Below are 16,233 nucleotides of genomic sequence, written 5' to 3'. Positions count from 1 at the left end.
CTACCCATCCGGTGTCCCCCGACAGGAGAGCAGCACCATGCCCCGCCTCGCGATCTACACCCTCGTCGTCTGTCTCCTCGCCGTCGCCGCCGCGGTCGTCTCCTTCGCGCAGGGCAGCTTCCTGGGGGTCGTCTGGGTGCTGCTCGCGGGTCTGTCCTCCAACATGACCTGGTACTACGTCAAGCGCGACAAGGCCCGGAAGTCCGTCACCGGCTGACCGCGCAGTACTCGTTGGTCTCCTGCCAGAAGCGGTAGAGGTTCTGGCCGCAGTAGGTGTCGAAGTCGCTGATGCCGAGACCGCGCAGCACCGCGTCGACCGCGTCGAAGAACACGGCGTTGACCGAAGGCACCCACAGCAGCGCGAACACGAACAGCAGTCCGAACGGCGCGAACGGCTCCACCTGCCGCTTGATCCCGTACGACAGCCAGGGCTCGACCACGCCGTACCCGTCGAGGCCGGGCACCGGCAGGAAGTTCAGGATCGCCGCGGTGACCTGGAGCAGCGCGAGGAACGCGAGCGCGTACCGGAAGGCGGCCGGCACGCCGTCCAGGGCGTCCAGCCAGAACGGCGCGGTGCACACGGCGGCGAACAGCACGTTCGTCAGCGGACCGGCCGCCGAGACCAGACTGTGCTGCCAGCGCTTGTGGATCCGCCCGCGCTCGATGAACACGGCGCCGCCCGGCAGACCGATCCCGCCCATGACCACGAAGATCACCGGTAGCACGATGCTGAGCAGGGCGTGGGTGTAGGCGAGAGGATTGAGCGTGAGGTACCCCTTCGCGCCGACCGTGATGTCGCCGCTGTGCAGGGCCGTGCGCGCGTGGGCGTACTCGTGCAGGCACAGGGAGACGATCCAGGCCGCCGTCACGAACAGGAACACGGCCAGGCCGGGCTGCTCGGCGAACCCGGTCCAGGTGGCCCAGCCGGTGACCGCGGTGACGGCCAGGATCCCCACGAAGACCGGGCTGATCCTCCGGTCGCCGTTACGGGTGGTGGCGGTGGTCATGGGGCTCCCTGAACTCGTCGGCACGCGTGGAACGGCCCGACCGTACCGGGCGCACCGGGAAAACGTCTCGCGGTGGCCCCCGGGTTCCGTGGAAGGGTGGGCACATGGGGTTGCGGCAGGTGTTCTACGAGGACTGGCGGATGGAGTGTGCGGTGCACCCCGACGAACGGGGCCGCCGCCCCGACGAGTCGGGAGTGCTCGCGACCCTGGAGATCCCGGCCCTGACCGTGGCCCCGGGCCCGGATTCCTGACCGCCGTACCGCCGTAACTCCGTGACCGCCCCCGTTCTCGCCGGAGACAATGAACCCCGTGCGCTATCGCATTCTCGGCACCACCCAGGCACTCCGTCCCGACGGCACCCCCGTCGCCGTCGGCGGTGCGCGGCTGCGTGCGCTTCTGACCGTACTGGCGTTGCGGGCCGGGCGGAGCGTGCCCACGGGGCTGCTCGTGGAGGAGGTGTGGGCCGGGGATCCGCCCGCCGACGCCCCGGGCGCGCTGCAGGCGCTGGTCGGGCGGCTGCGCCGGGCCCTCGGCGCCGAAGAGATCGCCTCCGCCGAGGGCGGCTACCGGCTCACCGCCACCGCCGACGCCGTCGACCTGCACCGTTTCGAACGGCTCACCGCCGACGGCGTCGACGCCCTCGCCGACGGCGACCCCGCCAAGGCGGCGGTCCTCCTCGACGACGCCCTCGCCCTGTGGCAGGACCCGCCCCTCGCCGACCTGCCCGACCGTGCCACGGAGGCGGCCCGTCTCCTGGCCCGCCGGCTGGACGCGGTACGCGCCCGCCACACCGCCGCGCTCGCCCTCGGCCACGCCGACCGGTCGCTTCCCGAACTCACCGCCCTGTGCGACGCCCACCCCCTGGACGAGCCCCTCCAGGCCCTGCGCCTGCGCGCCCTGCGCGACGCCGGCCGCCCGGCCCAGGCCCTGGCCGCCTACGACGACGTACGCCGCCTCCTCACCGACCGCCTCGGCTCCGACCCGGGCCCCGAACTCCGCTCCCTGCACGCCGAACTCCTCAACCCACCGGCCCCGCCGTCCGCCCCGCACCAGGGCAACGGCACCAACCCGGCCGCCCGGCCCCCGCACCCGGGCAACCCCGCCGCCCCGGTCGCCCCGCCCTCGTACCCGGCCGCCCCGCCGACCCCGGACGGCTCCCGTCCGACCCCGATCCAGCCGCCCCCCGACCGGCTGTCCGCCGACCGGCTGTCCGCCGACCGGCCGTCCGCCGACCGGTCCCTGACGGGCGGCGTTGCCCCGGGCTCGCCGTCCGCCACCGCCACCGCCGCCGCCGCCGGGGACGCGGCCCCGCCCGCGCCCTTCGGCGGGCCGCACGCCCTCACCCCGCCACCCCCCGGCAACCTCCGCGCCCGCCTCACCTCCTTCGTGGGCCGGGAGGGGGAGATCGGCGCCATCCGCGGGGACCTCGTGCAGGCGCGGCTCGTCACCCTGCTCGGGCCCGGTGGGGCGGGGAAGACACGGCTGTCGCAGGAGGCCGCCGAGGGCGTACGGGACTTCGCACGCGACGGCGTGTGGCTGGCCGAGCTCGCCCCCGTCGCCGACCCGGACGCCGTACCGCAGGCCGTGCTGACCGCCGTCGGAGCCCGGGAGACCGTGATGTACGGCGCCGGGGCCGAGGAGATGCGCGCGGTGGCCGAGCGGACCGACGACCCGGTGGAGCGGCTGGTCGAGCACTGCGCCCGGCGCCGCATGCTGATCGTCCTCGACAACTGCGAGCACGTCGTCGAGGCCGCCGCCCGGCTCGTCGAGGAACTCCTCGGCCGCTGCCCCGGCGTGACCGTCCTCGCCACCAGCCGTGAACCCCTCGGCGTCCCGGGCGAGTTGCTGCGCCCCGTCGAGCCGCTGCCGGAGCCCGTGGCGCTGCGGCTGCTCGCCGACCGGGGCGCGGCCGCCCGCCCCGGCTTCCGGGTCGAGGACGACCCCGAGGCCTGCGCCGAGATCTGCCACCGCCTCGACGGCCTGCCCCTCGCGATCGAACTCGCCGCCGCCCGGCTGCGCATGCTGACCCCGCGCCGGATAGCCGACCGCCTCGACGACCGCTTCCGGCTGCTCACCTCGGGCAGCCGTACCGTCCTGCCCCGCCAGCAGACCCTGCGCGCGGTCGTGGACTGGTCCTGGGACCTGCTGGACGAGGAGGAGCGCGAGGTCCTCGCCCGGCTGTCGGTGTTCGCCCGCGGCTGCGACCTGGCCGCCGTCGAGGCGGTGTGCGGTCCCGCCGCGCACGACGCGCTCTCCTCCCTCGCCTCCCTCGTCGACAAGTCCCTGGTGGTGGCCGCCCCGGCCCCGGACGGCGAGATGCGCTACCGGCTCCTGGAGACCGTCGCCGAGTACGCCTCCGAACGGCTCGACGAGACCGGCCGCCGCCCCGACGCCGAGCACGCGCATCTGACGTACTACCGCGAACTTGCCCGCACCACGGAGCCGTTGCTGCGCGGCACCCGCCAGACGGAGGCCGTCGCCCGCTTCCAGCTCGAGTACGAGAACCTGCGCACCGCGCTGCGCCGCGCCGTCGCCGCACGCGACGAGCAGGAGGCGCTCAGCCTCGCCCTGTCCCTCGTCTGGTACTGGCAGATGCGCGATCTGCGGATCGAGGCCCGCACCTGGTGCCGTGCGGTCATGGACCTCGGCCCCGACCCCTTCACCGAGCCCGTCCGCCCCGCCGTCCCGGTGTGGCGACCCGCCTCCGAGACCCCGCTGCCGCTGTCCGGCGAATTCCTCGCGGAGGCCCGGCGCGGGGTCCACCTCGCCCATCTCGCCTGCATGGACACCGAGCTGGACGCCTGGGAGACCCCGGAGGCCCAGCGCAAGCTGCGGATCATCAGCGAGACCTACACTCCCGGCCTGCCGCAGACCTGCCGCCCGCCGGGTCTGCTCTGGTTCTACGCCGTGATGATGATCGGCGACATCGAGCGCATCCGTGTCGTCGTCGACGCCAACGTCGAGACCTGCCGTACGACCCCCGGCTACGAGTGGGAGCTCGCCACCACGCTGCAACTGCGTGCCAACCTCCTCGCCAACCGCGCCGACTGGGCCGGCGCCGCGGGCCGCGACGCCGACGAGGCACTGGACCTGTACCGCCGGCTGGGCGACGCCTGGGGCGCGGCCGAGGCCCTCTCGGCGCGCGCCGAGGCCCGCGAGCGGACGGGCGACTACCGGGGCGCCGCGGCCGACTACGAGGAGGCCCGCGTCCAGGCCGAACGGCTCGACGCCCGCCACCAGTCGGCGATCCTCGGCGCCCGACTGGGCAGCGTCCTGCTGGAGGCCGGTGACGAGGAGCACGGTGAGCGTCTGCTGCGTGAGGTCGTCGAGGCCACGGCCGGCGGCCACAACGAGGCCATGCCCGCCGCCCGTCTCTTCCTCGCCTCGCACCTGGCGATGACCGGCCGCCTGCCCGAGGCACGGGAACAGCTGCGGCTGCTGCGCGAGACCTTCGGCCTCGCGCACTTCGTCGTCTTCGACGCCTTCATCCTGGGGGCCGAGGCCTGGGTGGACGTCGTGGACGGCCGGTACGGGCAGGCCCTCGTCTCCGTCCGCAAGGCCATGCGGCACGCGTCCGAGCGGCTGTCCCTGAACATCGCCCCGCACATGCGCAGCTTCTACCTCGCCATCGCGGCCTACGCCCTGGCCGGCGCCGAGGGCGGCGCTCGCGCCGCGGACGCCGCCCGCTGTCTCGGCGCCGCCGCGAGGATGCTGCCCCCGGGCCATGTCGCCGTCCGCTTCGAGCGCGAGACCCTGGTCCGGGCCACGGGCGCCGCCCGGGCCGTCCTCGGCGACACCGCGTTCGAGGCCGCGTACGCCGAGGGCGGCGGCCTCTCCTACGAGGAGGCCGCCGCCCTGGTCCGAGAGCCCGAGACAGGCTCCTGAGAGCCCGGCAGGGCTCGTCGGCTCCGCAAGGGAAGCCCCGTCTCAGCTCTTGGTGCGGAACTTGTGGATGGCGACCGGCGCCATCACCGCCGTCAGCCCCACCGACCAGGCCAGCGTCACCCACAGGCCGTGCGCGACCGGACCGCCCACCATCAGCCCGCGGGCCGCGTCCGCGAGCGAGGACAGCGGGTTGTAGTCGGTGAAGTTCTGCAGCCAGCCCGGCATCGAGGCGGTCGGCGCGAAGATCGACGAGCCGAACTGCAGCGGCATCAGCACCAGGAAGCCCATCGCCTGCACCGACTGCGCGCTCTTCATGATCACGCCGAGGGTGAGGAACACCCACATCAGCGCCGAGCCGAACACCGTGGCCAGGCCCACGGCCGCGAACAGCCCGGGCCAGTGGGTGATGTCGAAGCCCACCAGCACGGCCACGACCATGAGGATCACGCAGGCGACCAGCATCCGCATCAGCTCGACCACGATCTTGGCGAACAGCACCGAGCCCCGGCCGATCGGCAGCGACCGGAAGCGGTCCATGACCCCGGAGTTGAAGTCCGTGTTGAAGCCGGTGCCCACGCCCTGCGCCATGTTCATTCCCATCATGGCCAGCAGACCGGGGATGACGTACTGGACGTAGGCCTCCTGTCCGCCGCCCAGGGACTGCCCGATGGAGCCGCCGAAGACGTACACGAACAGCAGGGTGAAGATCACCGGGAACAGGATCGCGTCGAACATCGACTCCGGGTCCTGCCGGATCCACAGCAGATTGCGGCGGATGAGCGCGCCGGTGTGCCGCAGATGGCTGCGCAGCGGGATCCGGGCGTCCGCCGCGCCCTTGATCTCGACGGCGGTGACGGTGGGGGGCGGGGTGGCGGTGGCGGTGGCGCTCATACGGCGACCTCCTCGCGGTCGTAGGCGGGCACGGTGTCCTGCGGGGCACCGGCGCGGTGGCCGGTGAGGGACAGGAACACCTCGTCCAGGCTGGGCAGTTCGGTGGTGAGGGAGGAGAGGGTGACGCCGCGCGCGGTGACCGCGCCGACGACGGCGGTGAGCTGCTCGTCGCTGAGCACCGGCACCAGCAGCGAGCCGCGCTCGGTGTCCACGACGGTGGTGGCGAGGCCGGTGATGCCGAGCTCGTCGATCCAGCCGGCCAGCGGGCGCAGCTGGAGCGGATCGGAGGGCCGGATCCGCAGGGCCCGTCCGCCGACCCTCGCCTTCAGCTCCTCGATGCCCCCGCCCGCGATGACCCGGCCCCGGTCGACCACGGTCAGCTCGGTGGCCAGCTGCTCGGCCTCCTCCATGTACTGGGTGGTCAGCACCACGGTCACCCCGTCCCCGACCATCGTCTTGACCTCGTCCCACACCTCGTTGCGGGTGCGCGGGTCGAGCCCGGTGGTCGGCTCGTCCAGGAACAGCACGGTGGGCCGGCCGATCATGGACGCGGCGAGGTCCAGCCGCCGCCGCATACCGCCGGAGTACGTCGCGGTCGGCCGCCTGGCGGCCTCGGTGAGGGAGAACCGCTCCAGCAGCTCGTCGGCGCGGGCCCGGGACTCCTTGCGGGACAGGTCGAGCAGCCGCCCGATCATGTACAGGTTCTCCCAGCCGGGGAGCTTCTCGTCCACGGAGGCGTACTGCCCCGTGAGGCCGATGACCCGGCGCAGCTGCCGGGGCTGCCGTACGACGTCGTAGCCGGCGACGGTCGCCTGCCCCGCGTCGGCGGCGAGCAGGGTGCACAGGATCCGTACGAGGGTGGTCTTGCCGGCGCCGTTCGGCCCCAGCACCCCCATCACGGTGCCCTCCCGCACATCCAGGTCCACCCCGTCCAGCGCCTTGGTCTCGCCGTAGTGCTTGACCAGCCCCCGCACGGTCACGGCGCTCGCGGCGCCCCCGGGGTTCATGTCGATTCGCGTCATGCCACGAACCGTCCCAGCCCCCACCGACAAACCACCGACAGGCCGCCGACAACGGGGTGACGAGGGGTTCGGCCACCGACATTCCGCCGACAGAGACGGCACCGCCCGCCGACGGGGGAAGATCGGCGGGCGGTGCGTGGTGCGGCACTGGCTCAGTGGACGGAGTGCTCCTCCTGCGGGAACGTCCCGCCGACGACGTCCTCGGCGAACGCCTTCGCGGCGTTCCCCATCACCTCACGCAGGTTCGCGTACTGCTTGACGAACTTCGGCACCCGTCCGCCGGTCAGCCCGAGCATGTCGGTCCACACCAGCACCTGCGCGTCGCACTCCGGGCCGGCGCCGATGCCCACGGTCGGGATGTGCAGCACGCGGGTCACCTCGGCGGCCAGCTCGGCCGGCACCAGTTCCAGGACCACCGCGAACGCGCCGGCGTCCTGCACGGCCTTCGCGTCCCGCAGCAGCTGCTGGGCCGCCTCCTCGCCGCGGCCCTGCACGCGGTAGCCCATCGCGTTCACGGACTGCGGGGTCAGGCCGATGTGGGCCATGACCGGGATCCCGGACTCCACCAGCAGCTCGATCTGCCGGTGCGAGCGCTCGCCGCCCTCCAGCTTCACGGCCCCGACGCCGGCCTCCTTGACCAGCCGGGTCGCGCTGCGCAGCGCCTGGACGGGGCCCTCCTGGTACGAGCCGAAGGGCAGGTCGCCGACGATCAGCGCACGGTTCGTACCGCGCACGACCGCCGCCGACAGCATGGTCATCTCGTCGAGGGTGACGGGTACGGTCGTCTCGTACCCCAGGTGACAGTTGCCCGCCGAGTCGCCGACGAGCATCACGGGGATCCCGGCCTCGTCGAACACCGACGCGGTCATCGCGTCGTAGGCGGTCAGCATGGGCCACTTCTCGCCCCGCTCCTTGGCGAGCGCGAGGTCGCGGACGGTGATACGGCGTGTGCCCTTGCCCCCGTACAGCGCCTTGCTGCCGTCGGAGGGGTTCGTCTGGGCAGCCGAAAGCTGCGTCATTGCAACGGCTCCTTACGTCATCTCGAGGCGCCCTCACGGCGTCCCCGGACCACCCCCCATGGTGGCACCTCGTGCCAGGCAGGGCCAGACCGCCCCGTGTGGCCAACACCTCGTCGGCGACCTCGGGGGCGACCACGTGGGGTGCTTCATGGGTAAAAGCTGAGTAAGAGAACCGCGCCACGATCAAATACGAGACGGTCTCGTATCGAAAAGGTTCTACGCTCGACGACATGACTACTCCTGCCGTCCCCACCGCGCCCCGGATACCGGAACAGGTGCACCGGCGCCGTTGGGCGATCCTCGGCGTGCTGATGCTGAGCCTGCTGATCGTGGTGCTGGACAACTCGATCCTGAACGTCGCGATCAAGACCATCTCCACCCCGGCCCCGACCGGGCTCGGCGCCACGCAGAGCGAGCTGGAGTGGGCCATAAACGCCTACACCCTGGTCTTCGCGGGCCTGCTGTTCACCGCCGGTCTTCTCGGCGACCGCATCGGCCGCAAGAGGGTCCTGCTCGGCGGGCTCGCCGTGTTCGGCATCGGCTCCGCGCTCGCCGCCGAGTCCGGCTCGCCGGCCCAGCTGATCGCCTTCCGCGCGCTGATGGCCGTCGGGGCCGCCTTCGTGATGCCGGCCACCCTCGCCGTCCTCATGAACGTCTTCGAGCGGGAGGAACAGCCCAAGGCGATCGGCATCTGGGCCGGCGGCGTGGGCCTCGCCATCGCGATAGGGCCGATCACCGGAGGCCTCCTCCTCGACCACTTCTGGTGGGGCTCGGTCTTCCTCATCAACGTGCCGATCGTGATCCTCGCGTTCGCGCTGATGCTCTGGCTGGTGCCCGACTCCCGCGACCCGAACCCCGGCCGGATCGACCCCGTCGGCGTCGTCCTGTCCGTCGTGGGCCTCGTCCTGCTCGTCTACGGCATCATCAAGGGCGGCGAGCTGGCCGACTTCACCGACGTCACCGTGCTGGCGACGATCGGCGCCGGTCTCGCCGTACTCGCCGCGTTCGTGGTGTTCGAGGCACGCAGCGACCACCCGTCGATAGACGTCACCTACTTCAAGAACAAGGTGTTCTCGGCCGCCATGGCCGTCATCACCCTGGTGTTCTTCGCGCTGATGGGCGTGACCTTCTTCTCGGTCTTCTACACCCAGAGCGTGCGCGGCTACTCACCGCTGCAGTCCGGTCTGCTCCTGCTGCCGCTGGCCGCCGCCCAGCTGATCTTCGCGCCGCGCGCCCGGCTGGTCGTCGACCGCATAGGGGTCCGGGCCACCACCACGGGCGCCATGCTCGTGCTCACCGCGACCCTGGCCGCGTTCGCCACCCTGGACGCCGACACCCCGATCTGGCTGCTGGAGATCGTCTTCTTCTGCATGGGCACCGGCATGGCCCACGTCATGACCCCGACCAGCGTCGTCATCATGCAGGCCCTGCCCCGCGAGAAGGCCGGCTCCGCCTCCGCCCTCAGCAACACCTTCCGCCAGCTCGGCGGCGCGCTCGGCATCGCCGTCCTCGGCTCGGTGCTCTCCACGGCGTACCGCAACGGCATCGAGGACAAGCTCGGCGCCCTGCCCGCCGGTCTGCGCGAGACGGCGGGGGAGTCCATCGAGGCCACCCTGGGCGTCGCCGCCAAGCTCGGCGCCCGCGGCAAGGGCCTGGTCACGTCCGCCGACGACGCCTTCCTGCACGCCATGCACATCACCGCGCTGTGCGGCGCCGGGGTGGCGCTGGCCGGGGCGATCGTGGTGGCGCTCTTCCTGCCCGGGAAGCCGAAGGCACCCCAGCAGGGCGCCCCGGAGGAGGAGTTGGTGCGCACGGAGTCCTAGAACCGTCGGGAGGGGACGGCCCGTGGGCGAGAATTCCCCCAGGAGGACGAAAGGAACGATGGACGTGAGCCTCGTCGGCAGTGGCACCGCTCCGGAGCAGCCCGCCAGGGGCCGGCCCCGCAGCGAGGCCGTGGAACGGGCCATCCTCGAGGGGACGATGAAGCTGCTGGAGGACGGCGTGCCCCTCGCCGAGATCTCCATAGAGCGCATCGCCCGTACGGCGGGAGTCGGCAAGGCCACCATCTACCGGCGCTGGAGCGGCAAGGAGGAACTCTTCGTCGACGTCCTGCGCACCGCCGAACCCCAGGACCCCGAGCAGCTCCCGGGCACCTCCATGCGCGACGACCTCATCGTCCTGCTGGAGTCCCTGCGGCAACGGGGCCTGGCCAACCGCTCCTCGGCGATCCTGCACAACGTGCACGCCCAGATGAAGAGCAGCCCGAAGATCTGGTCGGCCTACCACAACTCGGTCATACTTCCCCGGCGCAGGGCGGGCATCGAAGTCCTGCGCCGCGGCCAGCAGAACGGCGAACTCCGCGCCGACCTGGACCTGGAACTGGTGAACGACATCATCATCGGCCCGATGCTGGTCCGGGCCGTCCTGCGCCCCGAGGCCGAACTCCCCGAGGACCTGGCGGAACGGATCGTCGACACCCTGCTCGCCGGACTACGCCCCGTCAGCTGACGGGCCGGACGTCGGAATGTGCGCGTTCCGTCACAGAGCGGCACGCGCACCGCAGGTCCGGAACCCCCGGCGCGGCCCCGTTCGTCCTCGTGCCAGTACGGCCGTCGAGGGACGGCAGGATGGAAGCCGATCATCCCCTAGGGTCTATGCCCGGGGGAGACGGTGTGCACGGCAGGCAGTGAGGCGACGGTATGGCGCAGCAGGCGTACATGACGGAGACGGACGACAACGGCGGCTCGGGGCCCGAGCGTCGGGGAGACCGGCTCCGGCGCCTGATCGGACGTCTGACCTCGGGCTGGCGCGGTGACCCACGCGTCTGGCGCCGCGGCCTGGTGGTCGCCGCGCTGGCCCTGCTCCTCTCCCTGGTGATGCTGCTGCACTCGCGCATCCCCAACCGCTTCGGCAACCTCGGCAGCCTCACGGAGACGTTCCTGCCGTGGTTCGGGCTGCTCAATCCGCTGTTCCTGCTTCTCGCCCTGGTGCGCAAGTCGGCGAGCGCGCTGATTGCGGTGGTCCTCCCGGCCGTCGTCTGGCTGAACCTCTTCGGCGGCCTCCTCAGCGACAAGACCGGCGGTGGCGGCGACCTCACCGTCGCCACCCACAACGTCAACGCCGACAACCCCGACCCGTCCGGCACCGCCCGGGACGTGGCCGCGTCCGGCGCGGACGTGGTGGCGCTGGAGGAGCTGACCGCCTCGGCGGTGCCGGTGTACGAGAAGGCGATGGCGGCGACGTACCAGTACCACTCGGTGCAGGGCACGGTCGGCCTGTGGAGCAAGTACCCGCTGAGCGCGGTCAAGCCCGTCGACATCAAGCTGGGCTGGACGCGCGCGATGCGGGCGACGGCGGCGACCCCGGAGGGCCAGGTCGCCTTCTACGTCGCCCACCTCCCGTCGGTCCGGGTCAAGCTGCAGGCCGGCTTCACCGCCCGCCAGCGCGACAAGAGCGCGGACGCCCTCGGCGAGGCGATCGCCGACGAGCCGCTGAGCCGGGTGATCCTCCTCGGCGACCTCAACGGCACCATGAACGACCGCTCGCTGAACGCCGTGACCTCCCAGATGCGGTCCACGCAGGGCGCGGCGGGCGACGGCTTCGGCTTCAGCTGGCCGGCGTCGTTCCCGATGGCGCGGATCGACCAGATCCTGGTGCGGGGTGTGGAGCCGGTGACGTCCTGGACGCTCCCGCAGACGGGCAGCGACCATCTGCCGATCGCGGCGCGGGTGAAGCTCCCCACGTCGGATTCCTGAAGACGGCTTGCTGGTAAATCGGGCCGGGGCGGGTGGTGCGCAGCTATACCGGCAGGCGCCATGAGGGGCCGTCGGGCGTCCCGGCCCAGACGCGTTGCGTGCCGTCGACGTCCACGGTCATGCCGAAGTCGGACTGCGGAGGTGATCCCGCGTCCTGCCATTCCATGAGTGCGTCTTCCACGGCGTTCCACAGTCGCAGAGGCCCGTGCTGGTGAACCTGCCAGCCGCCCTCGACCGACTCCGTCCAGGCCTGCGAGCCGGTAGCGACGTCCAGGAGGATCACCCCCTCGCTCGTCGTCATCAGCTCCGCGGAGGGAGCGGCGAGCTGGGCGACGAACTGTCCCGTCCAGTCGTCGAGGAGGCCCGGGTCCAACCGGGTGGGACGGGACTGGCCCTGCAGCTGGTAGTAGGTGGGGCGGGGTGGGCGCTCGTGTGGGCGGGCGAGCATGTAACTGATCCGGTCCCCGGTGAACCGACCCGTGGCGGTGCCGTCGGCGTGGACGGTGAGCCGGATGAGCCCGGAGGCGAGCATCCACCCGCTGACGGTCGTGGTGATGGTCCCGCCGGAACGGACCTGGTGGAGCCAGGCCGGCGGGATGTGCCGCACGGCGCAGGTCGCGACGATCGCGTCGTACTCGGCCGCCCCTCTGTGCCCGTCGAGGCCGTCTCCGGTGACGACGTTCGGGAAGTACCCGGCGGCGTGGATTCGATCGGCCGCGACGGCGGCCAGCCGAGGGTCGTACTCGACCGAGTACACGTACTGGTAGCCGAGGCGGTGGCAGAGGATGGCGGTGGAGTAGCCGGTTCCGGTCCCGATCTCCAGCACCTTCTCGTCCTGGCGGAGGTCTGCGAGTTCGAGCATGCGCACGACTAGGGAAGGCAGCGTGCTGGACGACGTGGGACGGCCGTCGAGGGGGCCGGGGGCGTCTGCGGCGCTGATGCCATCGACCTGGGTCACCCAGGTGGTGTCCTGGTAGACGAGGCGCAGCCAAGCGTCTTCGCCGGTCCGGTCACGGTGTACGGGCTCCCATCGGGAGCCTGACGGCCTGAACAGGCAGTCGCCGAGGAAGAGTTCGCGGGGGACGGCTTCGACTGCGGCCCGCCATGCCGGGTCGGTCACGTCGAGGGTGGCGGCCAGGCTGCGGCGCAGTTCGGCGGGGGCGGCTGTCATACGGATTCTCCAGAGCGTTGGAGCTGATCGGCGAGAGCAGCGGTGATCGGTGCGGTGATGTGATCGGGGAACCAGGCCCACTGGCCGTTGGGGTTGCACTCGTACCAGTACCAGCACCCATCCGCTCCCAGGCCGAAATCGAAGGCGCCGAAGACGAGGCCGAAGGCATCGAGGTACGCGCGGACGCCTTCCGTGATCTCGGGTGGGGTGGGGATGGGCGTGTAGGTGAGGTCGTCGTAGTGGCGACGCCAGTCCACCCCCGGCGATCCGTCGATGCGGACCGCGAAGAGAAGATCCCCGACCGCGGTCAGGCGGACATCGGCTGCCTTGGCCACCCGCTGCTGGAAGAGATGAGCGGTGTGGCGCAGGCTGCTGTCGATCAGGTCAGGAGGGACGTCGTCGATCCACACCGTGAGTGCGCGGCCGTCCGTGTCGGTGTACTCGGTCTCACGGAGCGGCTTGTAGATCACCCGTTCCTGGTCGGCCGCGAAAGCCCGGGCCCGCCCGGGGTCGTTGGTGATCAGAGTCGGAGGCACGGTGAACCCGCAGCCTTCCGCCGTCGACAGTTGCGCGGGCTTGTACTCCGCGTCCCGGTTGCGCCAGGGATGATTCACATAGTGGGCGCCGGGCAGACCGGCGAGCACGCCTCCGAGTCCGTACCGGGCCTCCTCCAGGGCCCAGAGGGCGGCCTGCTCCGGCATGGCGCCATCGGCCGTATACGGGGTGGGCCGCCGCCAGTACACCGAGCGCACGTCGTCGAGGCGGAGGGTGCGGGTCTCGGTGGCGAGCGTTCCACCGGGCCCGCCGCCGCCGAAAGTCGCGTTCAGGATGACTGCCGTGGGGAAGTCCCCAGGGTCCACGCGAACCACCGGCACTGCGCGCCGATTCAGCTCCGTGATCACCTCGTCGGCCGTGGCGTCGTCCAGACGGGTGACGACGAGGACGGGCGGCCCATCCCCCGCCATCAGTCGGAGTCTCCCTGCTGGTCGCTGCCCTGGTCCGGCGCGCCGTCGAGACTGGTCTTCGTCCTCGTCTCCTTCGACGTCTCGGAGCGTTTGTGCCGGTCCAGTGTCGGCACCAGGGTGCCGTCGGGGTCGAGCCATGTGGCGGTCTGGGTCTCGGGGTCGAGTACGGCCAGGGCTGCAGGAAGGGCGACGGCAGGGGGGAAGGGCTTCATGCGCCCGATTCCCCAGGGCGACAGCCGGTCGTTCGGCGGTGTCGTCTGCATGGGACTCCTTCAAACGAGTTGATGCGTGGGCAGGCTCGTCGTGTTGTGGTCGGCGGGGCCACGGCACGACGGTGATTCGGGTGCGGCCCTGACCCGAGCGGCCGCCGTGGGGGTGCGTCAGTACGCCGTCCATGCCCGCACCATGGCGAGGACGGGAGCGGTCACGTACCGGACAGGACGGTGATCGCCCTCACGAGAGGTCACCGACGGACGGCTGCCAGTGGCATGAGCAGCGGCAGCGGTGGACGAGCAGTACGCCCGTGGAGTACGGCAGTGGCACGTCCCTGAGCTGGCGGCACTGGGCATGTACGTCCTCATAGCCGGGCTTTCGGCCTAGTGCGCACTCGACGGACAGCGCCTTGGAGTCGGTTGCGGTCGCCGTCGTCACGGGCGGTCGCCGCCGAAGCTCTCGTAGTGGTCGCACAGGGCTTTCAGGACACGGGCCAGACGCCTGGCGTGGCCGATGTCCCCGCCGAATCGCGGGGTCGGCCCGGCGCGGAGTTTCCCGCGCGCCTCTCCTACGCAGGCGAGCGCGCAGTGCCGGGGGACGCACCCCTCGTCCAGCTTTCGGGCGGCTTGCTCCACCACGGGGATGAGCAGGCCGAGGTGCCCGCACAGGGTCTGCGTCAGCGTGGCCACCTCGCCGGCGGACAGACCGAGCGCTTCCGGGGCCAGCGCGATCTCCACTGTTTCGCGCATCACGGTGATGTCCATGGAGGGCGCCTGGTGCACGATCACTGTTGTGCGGGGTGGTGTGACCACACCCTCCCGGGTGACCTTGTACACGCTGATCGTCATCTTGGCTCGCCCAGTGTGTTCCACGCGCGGGGCGGTACCGTTCGTCATGTCGACGCTCCCTCTCAGGTTTGAGCGTTGGCCATGCCCCGGGGCCGTTCGCGCGGTCGCCGGGGTCGTGCCTTGCAGCTCACCAACATTCACGAGTTGAGCGGGGCGTTACCACCGCCCTCGAAGGACGTTGAGTACAGAGTTGGAATACGCTCATGAAGCGTCCCTAACGTCCCAGGGGGTATCCGTGAACGAAGCCCTGCGTCGGGCCATGGCTCAAGCGCGACTGAACGACCGGCAGTTGGCAGAACGCTGCGGCGTCGACGCCAAGACGGTCGGCCGGTGGATCACACAGGCAGGGCGGGTCCCTCGAGCACGTCACCGGTGGGCCGTCTGCGACGCACTCGGAGAGGACGAAACAGTGTTGTGGCCAACAGCAGCGAAGAAGGCAGTCAAAGTCGGCCCGGATCGCGAGATCGTTTCCGCGTATCCGTACCGGTCTTCCTGCCCTGCCGCACTGTGGCGATCGCTCATCACGAACGCCAAACGGGAACTGACCTTCGCGGGCTATACCAATTACTTCCTGTGGCTCGAACACGCCCGTTTCGGCAGTGTGTTGCGACGCAAGGCCGAGCAAGGGTGCCGGGTGCGATTCCTGATCGGTGACCCTGACAGTGATCTGACCCGTTCGCGAGAAGAGGACGAAGGGGTTGCCCTCACTCTGTCCACCCGCATCCGGGTGACGATCGCTGAACTGGAAAAGATCAGGAACCGGACCGGCATTGAAGCTCGTTACAGCGCCGGACACGCTCACCTGTCGGTGTTCTGCTTCGACGACGACATGATCGTGACACCGCTTCTGACGCATAGCGTGGGGCACGACGCGCCGACATTGCATCTTCACCGATACCAGGACGACGGCATGTTCGACCGCTTTGCCTCGCATGTCGAGGAACTGTGGAACCGGGGTACCCCGGTGTGGGAAAGGCAGACTCATGAGCAGGCGTGACTACGAAGACGACCCGAACGCCCCGGAGGCGAACAGCCTCGTCCCAGCGGCCTCCGCCGTTGTCGTCGACGACTCGGGATGCATTTTGCTCCAACGCCGCAGCGACAATGGCATGTGGGCCCTGCCGGGCGGTGCCATGAACATTGGTGAGTCTCTCCCTGACTGCGCTGCTCGCGAAACCCTCGAAGAGACCGGCATTGAAGTCGAAGTCATCGGGATCGTCGGCACCTACACCAACCCTCGCCACGTCTTTGCCTATGACGACGGCGAGGTACGGCAGGAGTTCTCCATCTGCTTTCTGGCCCGACCCGTGGCAGGTGAGTTGACCATTTCGGAGGAATCCACGGACGTCCGCTGGTTCAAGCCGGAGGACGTGGCCGAACTCCCCATGGTCCCGAGCATCCGCAAGCGAGTGAACGACTGGCGGAACGGAACCATGCCTGTCCTGGGCTGACTCGCC

At 70.9% G+C, this 16,233-nt stretch carries 16 protein-coding genes; 8 read left to right on the top strand and 8 right to left on the bottom strand.

From position 1 onward, the window contains the following. The first annotated feature begins 37 nt into the window (after nucleotides 1-37). Nucleotides 38-217: a hypothetical protein gene (locus ABZ464_RS01890; protein ID WP_359269444.1), complete on the top strand. Its 180-nt coding sequence runs from the start codon at nucleotides 38-40 to the stop codon at nucleotides 215-217. On the opposite strand, the gene ABZ464_RS01885 is transcribed toward ABZ464_RS01890, so the two are convergent. After that, nucleotides 207-1,007 (bottom strand): site-2 protease family protein, encoded by an 801-nt coding sequence (locus ABZ464_RS01885; protein WP_359269442.1) that lies wholly within the window; start codon nucleotides 1,005-1,007, stop codon nucleotides 207-209. The two genes, ABZ464_RS01890 and ABZ464_RS01885, sit on opposite strands and share 11 nt — an antisense overlap. Nucleotides 1,008-1,111: 104 nt before the next feature. Here ABZ464_RS01885 and ABZ464_RS01880 point away from each other — a divergent pair, with 104 nt between their 5' ends. Next, nucleotides 1,112-1,258, top strand: a complete 147-nt coding sequence (locus ABZ464_RS01880; protein ID WP_359269440.1) for a hypothetical protein — start codon at nucleotides 1,112-1,114, stop codon at nucleotides 1,256-1,258. Nucleotides 1,259-1,307: 49 nt separating this feature from the next. Then, nucleotides 1,308-4,892, top strand: coding sequence for a BTAD domain-containing putative transcriptional regulator (locus ABZ464_RS01875; protein WP_359269437.1), 3,585 nt, complete (start codon nucleotides 1,308-1,310; stop codon nucleotides 4,890-4,892). Nucleotides 4,893-4,934: 42 nt separating this feature from the next. Here ABZ464_RS01875 and ABZ464_RS01870 read toward each other — a convergent pair whose 3' ends face one another. The 3 genes from ABZ464_RS01870 to panB form a co-directional block, all read right to left on the bottom strand. Beyond that, nucleotides 4,935-5,783: an ABC transporter permease gene (locus ABZ464_RS01870; protein ID WP_359269434.1), complete on the bottom strand. Its 849-nt coding sequence runs from the start codon at nucleotides 5,781-5,783 to the stop codon at nucleotides 4,935-4,937. Then, on the bottom strand, nucleotides 5,780-6,805 hold the full coding sequence (locus ABZ464_RS01865; RefSeq protein WP_359269431.1) for an ATP-binding cassette domain-containing protein: 1,026 nt from the start codon (nucleotides 6,803-6,805) through the stop codon (nucleotides 5,780-5,782). The genes ABZ464_RS01870 and ABZ464_RS01865 overlap by 4 nt, the downstream gene beginning before the upstream one ends. A 152-nt stretch (nucleotides 6,806-6,957) precedes the next feature. After that, the gene (gene panB, locus ABZ464_RS01860) at nucleotides 6,958-7,824 is read right to left on the bottom strand and encodes a 3-methyl-2-oxobutanoate hydroxymethyltransferase (RefSeq protein ID WP_359269428.1); all 867 of its coding nucleotides are present in this window, start codon (nucleotides 7,822-7,824) and stop codon (nucleotides 6,958-6,960) included. A gap of 230 nt (nucleotides 7,825-8,054) precedes the next feature. On the opposite strand from panB, the gene ABZ464_RS01855 reads away from it, so the two are divergent. The 3 genes from ABZ464_RS01855 (at nucleotide 8,055) to ABZ464_RS01845 (ending at nucleotide 11,579) form a co-directional block, all read left to right on the top strand. Then, nucleotides 8,055-9,647, top strand: a complete 1,593-nt coding sequence (locus ABZ464_RS01855) for an MFS transporter (RefSeq protein WP_359269425.1) — start codon at nucleotides 8,055-8,057, stop codon at nucleotides 9,645-9,647. A 58-nt stretch (nucleotides 9,648-9,705) separates the two neighbouring features. After that, nucleotides 9,706-10,332 carry a TetR/AcrR family transcriptional regulator gene (locus tag ABZ464_RS01850; RefSeq protein WP_359269423.1) on the top strand — a complete coding sequence of 209 codons (627 nt, stop codon included), beginning with the start codon at nucleotides 9,706-9,708 and terminating at the stop codon, nucleotides 10,330-10,332. A 191-nt stretch (nucleotides 10,333-10,523) separates the two neighbouring features. Beyond that, nucleotides 10,524-11,579 carry an endonuclease/exonuclease/phosphatase family protein gene (locus ABZ464_RS01845; protein ID WP_359269420.1) on the top strand — a complete coding sequence of 352 codons (1,056 nt, stop codon included), beginning with the start codon at nucleotides 10,524-10,526 and terminating at the stop codon, nucleotides 11,577-11,579. Nucleotides 11,580-11,622: 43 nt separating this feature from the next. On the opposite strand, the gene tgmC is transcribed toward ABZ464_RS01845, so the two are convergent. The 4 genes from tgmC to ABZ464_RS01825 form a co-directional block, all read right to left on the bottom strand. Next, entirely contained in the window at nucleotides 11,623-12,750 is a 1,128-nt protein-coding gene (gene tgmC / locus ABZ464_RS01840; RefSeq protein WP_359269417.1) for an ATP-grasp peptide maturase system methyltransferase, read from the bottom strand. Beyond that, nucleotides 12,747-13,715, bottom strand: a complete 969-nt coding sequence (gene tgmB / locus ABZ464_RS01835) for an ATP-grasp ribosomal peptide maturase (RefSeq protein WP_359269414.1) — start codon at nucleotides 13,713-13,715, stop codon at nucleotides 12,747-12,749. The genes tgmC and tgmB overlap by 4 nt, the downstream gene beginning before the upstream one ends. Next, nucleotides 13,715-13,978, bottom strand: a complete 264-nt coding sequence (locus ABZ464_RS01830) for a putative ATP-grasp-modified RiPP (RefSeq protein ID WP_359269412.1) — start codon at nucleotides 13,976-13,978, stop codon at nucleotides 13,715-13,717. Before ABZ464_RS01830 ends, tgmB begins: the two co-directional genes overlap by 1 nt. Nucleotides 13,979-14,362: 384 nt before the next feature. After that, the gene (locus tag ABZ464_RS01825) at nucleotides 14,363-14,824 is read right to left on the bottom strand and encodes a DUF6415 family natural product biosynthesis protein (protein WP_359269409.1); all 462 of its coding nucleotides are present in this window, start codon (nucleotides 14,822-14,824) and stop codon (nucleotides 14,363-14,365) included. 187 nt (nucleotides 14,825-15,011) lie between these two features. On the opposite strand from ABZ464_RS01825, the gene ABZ464_RS01820 reads away from it, so the two are divergent. Together ABZ464_RS01820 and ABZ464_RS01815 are read left to right on the top strand one after the other, a co-directional pair. Beyond that, nucleotides 15,012-15,773: a DUF5919 domain-containing protein gene (locus ABZ464_RS01820; RefSeq protein WP_359269406.1), complete on the top strand. Its 762-nt coding sequence runs from the start codon at nucleotides 15,012-15,014 to the stop codon at nucleotides 15,771-15,773. Continuing rightward, nucleotides 15,760-16,227: an NUDIX domain-containing protein gene (locus ABZ464_RS01815; protein WP_359269403.1), complete on the top strand. Its 468-nt coding sequence runs from the start codon at nucleotides 15,760-15,762 to the stop codon at nucleotides 16,225-16,227. Before ABZ464_RS01820 ends, ABZ464_RS01815 begins: the two co-directional genes overlap by 14 nt. Nucleotides 16,228-16,233 lie beyond the last annotated feature (6 nt).

It is taken from the genome of Streptomyces sp. NPDC005820 (assembly GCF_040630255.1).
Taxonomy (GTDB): Bacteria; Actinomycetota; Actinomycetes; order Streptomycetales; family Streptomycetaceae; genus Streptomyces.
This window is presented reverse-complemented; position numbering and strand designations above follow the sequence as displayed.